Below are 6,883 nucleotides of genomic sequence, written 5' to 3' on the forward strand. Positions count from 1 at the left end.
TTCTATAAGGGCCAGAAGGTGGCGGTAATCGGTGGCGGCAACACGGCTGTCGAAGAAGCACTGTACCTGTCCCACATTGCCGAACATGTGACCCTGGTACACCGTCGTGACAGCCTGCGAGCGGAAAAAATCCTGCAGGACAAGCTGCTTGCCAAAGACAACATTTCCGTGGAATGGGACCACACCCTGGAAGAAGTGCTTGGCGATGACAGCGGTGTCACCGGCATGCGCATCAAGTCCACCAAGGGTGAAGACAGCAAAGACCTTGAACTGCAAGGTGTCTTCATTGCCATCGGTCACAAGCCGAACACGGATATCTTCGCCGGCCAGCTGGACATGAAAGACGGCTACATCAAGATCGCCAGCGGCACCGAAGGCAACGCCACCGCCACCAGCGTGGAAGGGGTATTTGCGGCCGGCGACGTGGCGGACCATATCTACCGCCAGGCAGTGACCTCCGCTGGCGCTGGCTGCATGGCCGCGCTGGACGCCGAGCGTTTCCTGGACAACCTGAACGACTGATAGACCGGAGGGCCACCACATGGTGCCATGGCTGGAACCCGGGGATCCCTTCCCTGATACCCGGCTCGCCCTCACCGACCCGGACGGCCTGCTGGCTGCCGGGTCGGATCTTCACCCCCAGACCCTTTTACGGGCGTATTCCGCCGGCATCTTCCCCTGGTACAACGCCGACACCCAGCCCATCCTCTGGTGGAGCCCGGCACCGCGCTGCGTGATCCGGCTGGACCAGTTACATGTCAGCCGCAGCCTGTCCCGACATCTCCGCCAGGCGGATTTCACCATTACTTTTGACCGCGACTTCGAAGCAGTCATGCGCACCTGCGCAGCCCCCCGCCAGGGCGAACCGGGCACCTGGATCAACGAAGAAATGATCGCGGCTTATTGCCAACTGCATCAGCAAGGTTATGCCCACAGCGTAGAAATCCGGCAAAACGGGTCGCTGGCCGGCTGCCTCTATGGCGTTCAGCTTGGCCAGATGTTCTTTGGTGAATCCATGGCTTCCCCGCAGCGCAACGGCTCCAAGGTGGCACTGGTGGCACTACGCAACCTGGCCCGTGCACTGGATATCCGCCTGCTTGATGCCCAGATCGAGAACCCTCACCTCATGTCCATGGGGGCACAGATGATCGACCGTGACGACTTTGAAACCTGCCTTGAGGACTGGGTGCCAGCCCAGCCAGTGCCCACCCCCTGGCCAGACCGTCCGTTTGACTGGGCCGCACTGCAAGCCGAATGTGAGGCTTTTTAGCCCTCCTGCCCTGGGCTACACTTACACCATGACTGACTTGTCCACGCTGCGCTTTTTTCGCACACCCGCCCATAGCTGCAGCTACCTGGAAGACCGCCAGGCGTCTACCCTGTTTGTGGACCCCCAGGCCCAGCTGTCACCAGAGCTCTATAGCGAACTGAGCTTGCTGGGGTTTCGCCGCAGCGGCAATTATCTCTATCGCCCCCACTGCGACAGCTGTAATGCCTGCATTCCGGCCCGGGTGCGAGTGGATGACTTCCACCCTCGCCGCCGCCATCGTCGCATCCTCAAAAACAACGCCGATCTGGCAGTGAACCGCGAGCCCGCCCGTTTCAGTCGCGAGCTATACGCGCTTTATGCGGCCTACATTAATGACCGCCATGGCGATGGCGACATGTATCCGCCTTCGGAAGAGCAGTTCACCAATTTTCTTACCTGCGAATGGGCAGACACCCATTTCTACGGGTTTCGCCAGCAAGGCAAGCTGGTCGCCGTAGCCGTCACCGACCAGCTCAATGATGGCCTCTCCGCAGTGTACACCTTCTTTGACCCCACATTGCCTGAGCGCAGCCTGGGGGTCATGGCGTTGCTATGGCAAATCGAACAATGCCAACGATTACAACTTCCCTACCTGTATCTGGGCTACTGGATCCGTCAATGCCAGAAAATGAGCTACAAAAGCCAGTATCAGCCCCTGGAAATTCTCGCCAGCGGGAGCTGGAAAGAGCACACCGCCCCCAGTAATTCCGGGGGTTAAGCCCTCGACCCAAGCCTTTTTCCAACTTCTTTTGCAGCCAAGGCCCTTTTACGGCACAATTGCGCGTCGCTAATAGCCGGTAACCCAAGGTATTTGTTGGATGGCGAAAGAAGAGCAAATCGAACTCGAAGGTGTCATCGTTGATACCCTGCCCAACACGATGTTTCGTGTGAAGCTGGACAACGGTCATGTAATTACGGCCCATATCTCCGGGAAGATGCGTAAGTTCTATATCCGCATCCTCACAGGGGATCGTGTAAAAGTGGAAATGTCTCCCTATGACCTCACCAAGGGACGCATCACTTTCCGGATGAAATAACCCGGAACGGCTCCGGCCGAATACACCCACAAAAAAACCCGGCATTGCCGGGTTTTTTTGTTGTCTGTGCGTTGATGGAAAACGAGCGGAGCGCCTTTCGTAAAAGAAAGGCGCCCGCCACTTCTGTTTACGCGGGCTCCGCTGTGGCCGCTTCCACGGAAAGCACCAGCTCCCCGTCTTTTTCGGTGATATTGACCTGCCCACCGGCACCCGCCAATTCGCCAAACAGCAGTTTCTCTGCCAACGGTTTCTTGATTTTTTCCTGGAGCAGACGCGCCATGGGCCGGGCGCCCATATCCTTGTCGTAGCCCTTCTCGGCCAACCAGTTACGGGCCGCATCATCCACATTCAGCACCACACCGCGCTCATCAAGCTGGGCCTGCAGTTCCACCAGGAACTTGTCGACCACACCCAGAATCACCTTACTGGTCAGCGGCAGGAACTGAATGGTGCCATCCAGACGGTTACGGAATTCCGGCGTGAAGACCTTTTTGAGCATTTCCATGCCGTCGGTGCTGTTGTCCTGCTCGGTAAAGCCGATAGAACGCTTGTTCAGCACTTCCGCGCCGGCGTTGGTGGTCATGATCAGGATCACATTGCGGAAGTCCGCCTTGCGGCCGTTGTTATCGGTCAGCGTGGCATTGTCCATCACCTGCAACAGGATATTGAACACTTCCGGATGCGCCTTCTCGATTTCATCCAGCAACAGCACACAGTGCGGCGTCTTGGTAATGGCTTCGGTAAGCAAACCGCCCTGATCGAAGCCCACATAGCCGGGAGGCGCGCCAATCAGGCGGCTCACGGTGTGTCGCTCCATGTACTCGGACATATCGAAGCGCACCAGTTCCACGCCCAGTGCCCGGGCCAGCTGACGGCTCACTTCCGTTTTACCCACCCCGGTGGGGCCAGCAAACATAAAGCTGCCAATGGGCTTGTGCTCGCCCTTGAGGCCCGCACGGGACAGCTTGATCGCCGCCGAAATGGTGTCGATGGCCTCATCCTGGCCGAATACGGTCATTTTCAGGTCGCGCTCAAGGTTACGCAGCAGCTCCTTGTCGGAGGACGACACCTGCTTGGGAGGAATTCGGGCAATCTTGGCCACCATGTCCTCCACGTCGGTTTCCTCAATGGTGTGCTTGCGCAGGTCTTCCGGGCGCAGGCGCTGCCAGGCACCGACTTCGTCAATCACGTCGATGGCCTTGTCGGGCAGGTAACGATCGTTGATGTAGCGGGCACTCAGCTCTGCAGCGGCTTTCAGGGCCGCATCCGTGTAGCTCACGTCATGGTGAGCCTCAAAACGGCTTTTCAGCCCCTTGAGAATCCCCACGGTGTCTTCCACGGACGGCTCAACCACATCGATTTTCTGGAAGCGACGTGACAGGGCCCGGTCCTTCTCGAACACGCCCCGGTATTCCTGGAACGTGGTGGACCCCATGCATTTCAGCTCACCGGAGGCCAGCAGCGGCTTAAGCAGATTGGAGGCATCCATTACCCCGCCGGAGGCCGCACCGGCTCCGATGATGGTGTGAATTTCATCGATAAAGAGAATCGAGTTGGGCTCTTTCTTCAGTTCTGCCAGCAGGGTTTTCAGGCGTTTCTCGAAATCGCCCCGGTACTTGGTACCGGCCAGCAGCGCGCCCAGATCCAATGAATACACCACCGCATCCAGCAACGGCTCGGGCACCTGCCCTTCCACGATCATACGAGCCAGCCCTTCGGCAATGGCGGTTTTACCGACACCGGGCTCACCCACCAGCAAGGGGTTGTTCTTGCGGCGACGGCATAGAATCTGCGCCGCCCGCTCAATCTCGAATGCGCGCCCCACCAGCGGATCAATACGATCCTCACGGGCCATTTCGTTCAGGTTGGTGGCGTAATTGTCCAGCGCGCTGGCCGGGGCGCCTTCCGCGCCCGCTTCCATGTCCTGCTCGGTCTCGATGGACGGCTCTGCATCCTGAATCTGGGAAATACCGTGGGCAATAAAGTTAACGATATCCAGGCGGTGAATGTCCTGACAGTTAAGAAAATAGACTGCCTGGCTTTCCTGTTCGTTGAAGATGGCCACCAGCACATTGGCCCCGGTCACTTCCTTCTTGCCGGAAGACTGCACACTGAATACCGCACGCTGCAACACCCGCTGAAAGCCCAGTGTGGGCTGGGTGTCGCGCTCCGGATCGGTATCCGGTAACAGCGGTGTTGAGTCCTCGATAAACTGGGATAACGCATCACGCAATTCATCCAGGTCTGCGGCACAGGCACGCAGGACCTCGACGGCCGCCTCGTTATCCAGCAGCGCCAGCAGCAAATGCTCCACGGTCATAAACTCATGACGGTGGCCACGTGCGTGGCGAAACGCCTCGTTAAGCGTCATTTCAAGTTCTTTGCTGAGCATAAGGCTACCTCACTGCATGGGCCCGCAAGGGCATCAGGCCTGTTCCACCTGACACATCAGCGGATGCTGATTCTCCCGGGCGTATTCCACCACTTGCGTGGCTTTTGTTTCGGCTATGTCCTGGGGATACACCCCGCACACCGCCTTTCCTTCAGTGTGCACGGTGAGCATGACACGGGTGGCCTGCTCACGGCCCAGATTGAAGAAGTCTTCCAGTATCTCTACCACAAAATCCATCGGCGTGTAGTCATCATTCAACATCAACACCTTGTACATGGATGGCGGTTTCAGCTTCGGCTTGGCCTCTTCCACGGCCATATCACCGTGTCGGTCCGGGTCTGAGGGGGAATCTGCCGGCCCACAACGTAGCGCGCCTGTTTCGTCAATCATTACCGGATGCCAATCTTGTTGATGCCAATTCATAAAGCCTCAAAACCGTTGTAACCCTGCTGGCGTCAGCAGGCAATGAAGAAATGATGGGTGGTCGGTGTTTTTTCAATCCCCCGCAGCAAATCAATTCACCGGGATGATTTCACGGGGTTGACACCCTGCTGTGCATGTTTAAAAGTTGCACAATAGACTCAGGTGCCAGTTTACCGCAGCCGGCAGCCCGAGGATAAAAATAAACATAATCGCCATTGGATAGGCAGAGGGAAGGACCATGGCAACGGGACGAGTAAAGTGGTTTAACAACGCCAAGGGCTACGGTTTTGTACGCCCGGACGAAGGGGGCGAAGATTTGTTCGTCCACTATTCCTACATTCAGATGGACGGCTATAAAAGCCTGAAAGCCGGGCAACCCGTGGAGTACGAGGTGCAACCGGCCAACAAGGGCTTCCATGCCGTCAACCTGCGCGCCAACGAAGAAGCCAGTAACGAAGAAGACGTCGCTGAAGATCAGACGACACCCTCCTGACCCTTCCCTGCCCGGCTGGCTCATACTGCAAGCCAGCTATTGAGCCCGTCGGGCGCCTCAGGCGCCCATATGCTCAATCACCGCATTCCCAAACTCTGAGCAGGTCAACAGTGTCGCGTCCGGCATCAGTCGCTCGAAGTCGTAGGTCACCGTTTTCGCTGCAATCGCGCCTTCCACGCCGTTGATGATCCGATCAGCCGCATCGCTCCACCCCATGTGGCGCAGCATCATTTCCGCAGACAGGATCAGTGAACCAGGGTTGACCTTGTCCTGCCCGGCGTACTTGGGCGCGGTGCCATGGGTGGCCTCGAACAGCGACACGGAACCACCAATATTGGCCCCCGGCGCAATACCAATCCCGCCGACTTCCGCTGCCAGCGCATCGGAAATGTAGTCGCCGTTCAGATTCAGGGTGGCAATCACGCTGTAATCCGCCGGGCGCATCAGGATCTGCTGCAGGAACGCATCGGCGATCACATCCTTGATGATGATTTCCTTGCCGGTATTGGGATTCTTCATGGTCATCCAGGGTCCGCCATCCAGCAATTCAGCGCCAAAACGCTCGCCGGCAAGCTGATAGCCCCAATCCTTAAAGGCGCCCTCGGTGTACTTCATGATGTTACCTTTGTGCACCAGGGTAACCGAATCCTTGTCGTTATCGATGGCGTACTGGATCGCCTTGCGCACCAGCCGCTGGGTCCCTTCGCGGGACACCGGCTTGACGCCGATCCCGCAGCCTTCCGGGAAGCGAATCTGGGTAACCCCCATTTCCTCACGCAGGAAACGGATCAGTTTGGTGGCTTCCGGGCTGTCCGCCGCCCACTCAATACCCGCATAAATATCTTCCGAGTTCTCACGAAAGATGATCATGTCGGTAAGTTCGGGATGAACAACAGGGCTGGGAACCCCTTCAAAATAGCGCACCGGGCGCATACAGGTGTACAGGTCGAGCTCCTGGCGCAGGGACACGTTAAGGGAACGGATGCCGCCGCCCACCGGAGTGGTCAATGGGCCCTTGATGCCCACGGTGAATTCCCGCAGGGCTTCCAGGGTTTCCTCCGGGAGCCAGACATCCGGCCCGTACACGACGGTAGCCTTTTCCCCGGCGTAAACTTCCATCCAGGTAATACCACGCTTGGTGCCGTAGGCTTTCTCGATGGCGGCGTTAACCACCTTGATCATCACTGGTGAAATGTCGACACCAATGCCATCCCCTTCGATATAAGGAA

General features: G+C 57.8%; 8 protein-coding genes. 5 read left to right on the forward strand and 3 right to left on the reverse strand.

Features of this window, described 5'->3' with window-relative positions; all coding sequences use genetic code 11:
- The 4 genes from A3754_RS25765 to infA form a co-directional block, all read left to right on the forward strand.
- On the forward strand, positions 1–522 hold a 522-nt coding region (locus A3754_RS25765), incomplete at its 5' end, for an NAD(P)/FAD-dependent oxidoreductase (protein WP_197468884.1).
- A 19-nt stretch (positions 523–541) separates the two neighbouring features.
- A complete protein-coding gene (gene aat, locus A3754_RS25770; RefSeq protein WP_063521721.1) occupies positions 542–1,270 on the forward strand; it encodes a leucyl/phenylalanyl-tRNA--protein transferase in 729 nt (242 codons plus the stop codon).
- Positions 1,271–1,298: 28 nt separating this feature from the next.
- Positions 1,299–2,027, forward strand: coding sequence for an arginyltransferase (locus A3754_RS25775; RefSeq protein ID WP_063521722.1), 729 nt, complete (start codon positions 1,299–1,301; stop codon positions 2,025–2,027).
- A gap of 100 nt (positions 2,028–2,127) precedes the next feature.
- Entirely contained in the window at positions 2,128–2,346 is a 219-nt protein-coding gene (gene infA, locus A3754_RS25780; RefSeq protein ID WP_007149029.1) for a translation initiation factor IF-1, read from the forward strand.
- Between the two features lie 127 nt (positions 2,347–2,473).
- Here the strand turns inward: infA and clpA are convergent, their stop codons facing one another.
- Together clpA and clpS are read right to left on the reverse strand one after the other, a co-directional pair.
- Positions 2,474–4,738 (reverse strand): ATP-dependent Clp protease ATP-binding subunit ClpA, encoded by a 2,265-nt coding sequence (gene clpA / locus A3754_RS25785; RefSeq protein WP_063521723.1) that lies wholly within the window; start codon positions 4,736–4,738, stop codon positions 2,474–2,476.
- Positions 4,739–4,771: 33 nt separating this feature from the next.
- Positions 4,772–5,128: an ATP-dependent Clp protease adapter ClpS gene (gene clpS / locus A3754_RS25790; RefSeq protein ID WP_063521726.1), complete on the reverse strand. Its 357-nt coding sequence runs from the start codon at positions 5,126–5,128 to the stop codon at positions 4,772–4,774.
- 271 nt (positions 5,129–5,399) lie between these two features.
- On the opposite strand from clpS, the gene A3754_RS25795 reads away from it, so the two are divergent.
- Positions 5,400–5,654, forward strand: coding sequence for a cold-shock protein (locus tag A3754_RS25795; RefSeq protein ID WP_063521724.1), 255 nt, complete (start codon positions 5,400–5,402; stop codon positions 5,652–5,654).
- Between the two features lie 57 nt (positions 5,655–5,711).
- Here A3754_RS25795 and icd read toward each other — a convergent pair.
- Positions 5,712–6,883: NADP-dependent isocitrate dehydrogenase (gene icd, locus A3754_RS25800; RefSeq protein WP_063521725.1), on the reverse strand; the 1,172-nt coding region annotated here is incomplete at its 5' end.

The organism is Alcanivorax sp. HI0083 (assembly GCF_001635175.1).

What these genes read in the sequence shown, in the direction of transcription:
- aat (WP_063521721.1), top strand. Translation starts at nt 542, where the DNA reads ATGGTGCCATGGCTGGAACCCGGGGATCCCTTCCCTGATACCCGGCTC.
- A3754_RS25775 (WP_063521722.1), top strand. Translation starts at nt 1,299, where the DNA reads ATGACTGACTTGTCCACGCTGCGCTTTTTTCGCACACCCGCCCATAGC.
- infA (WP_007149029.1), top strand. Translation starts at nt 2,128, where the DNA reads ATGGCGAAAGAAGAGCAAATCGAACTCGAAGGTGTCATCGTTGATACC.
- clpA (WP_063521723.1), bottom strand. Translation starts at nt 4,738, where the DNA reads ATGCTCAGCAAAGAACTTGAAATGACGCTTAACGAGGCGTTTCGCCAC.
- clpS (WP_063521726.1), bottom strand. Translation starts at nt 5,128, where the DNA reads ATGATTGACGAAACAGGCGCGCTACGTTGTGGGCCGGCAGATTCCCCC.
- A3754_RS25795 (WP_063521724.1), top strand. Translation starts at nt 5,400, where the DNA reads ATGGCAACGGGACGAGTAAAGTGGTTTAACAACGCCAAGGGCTACGGT.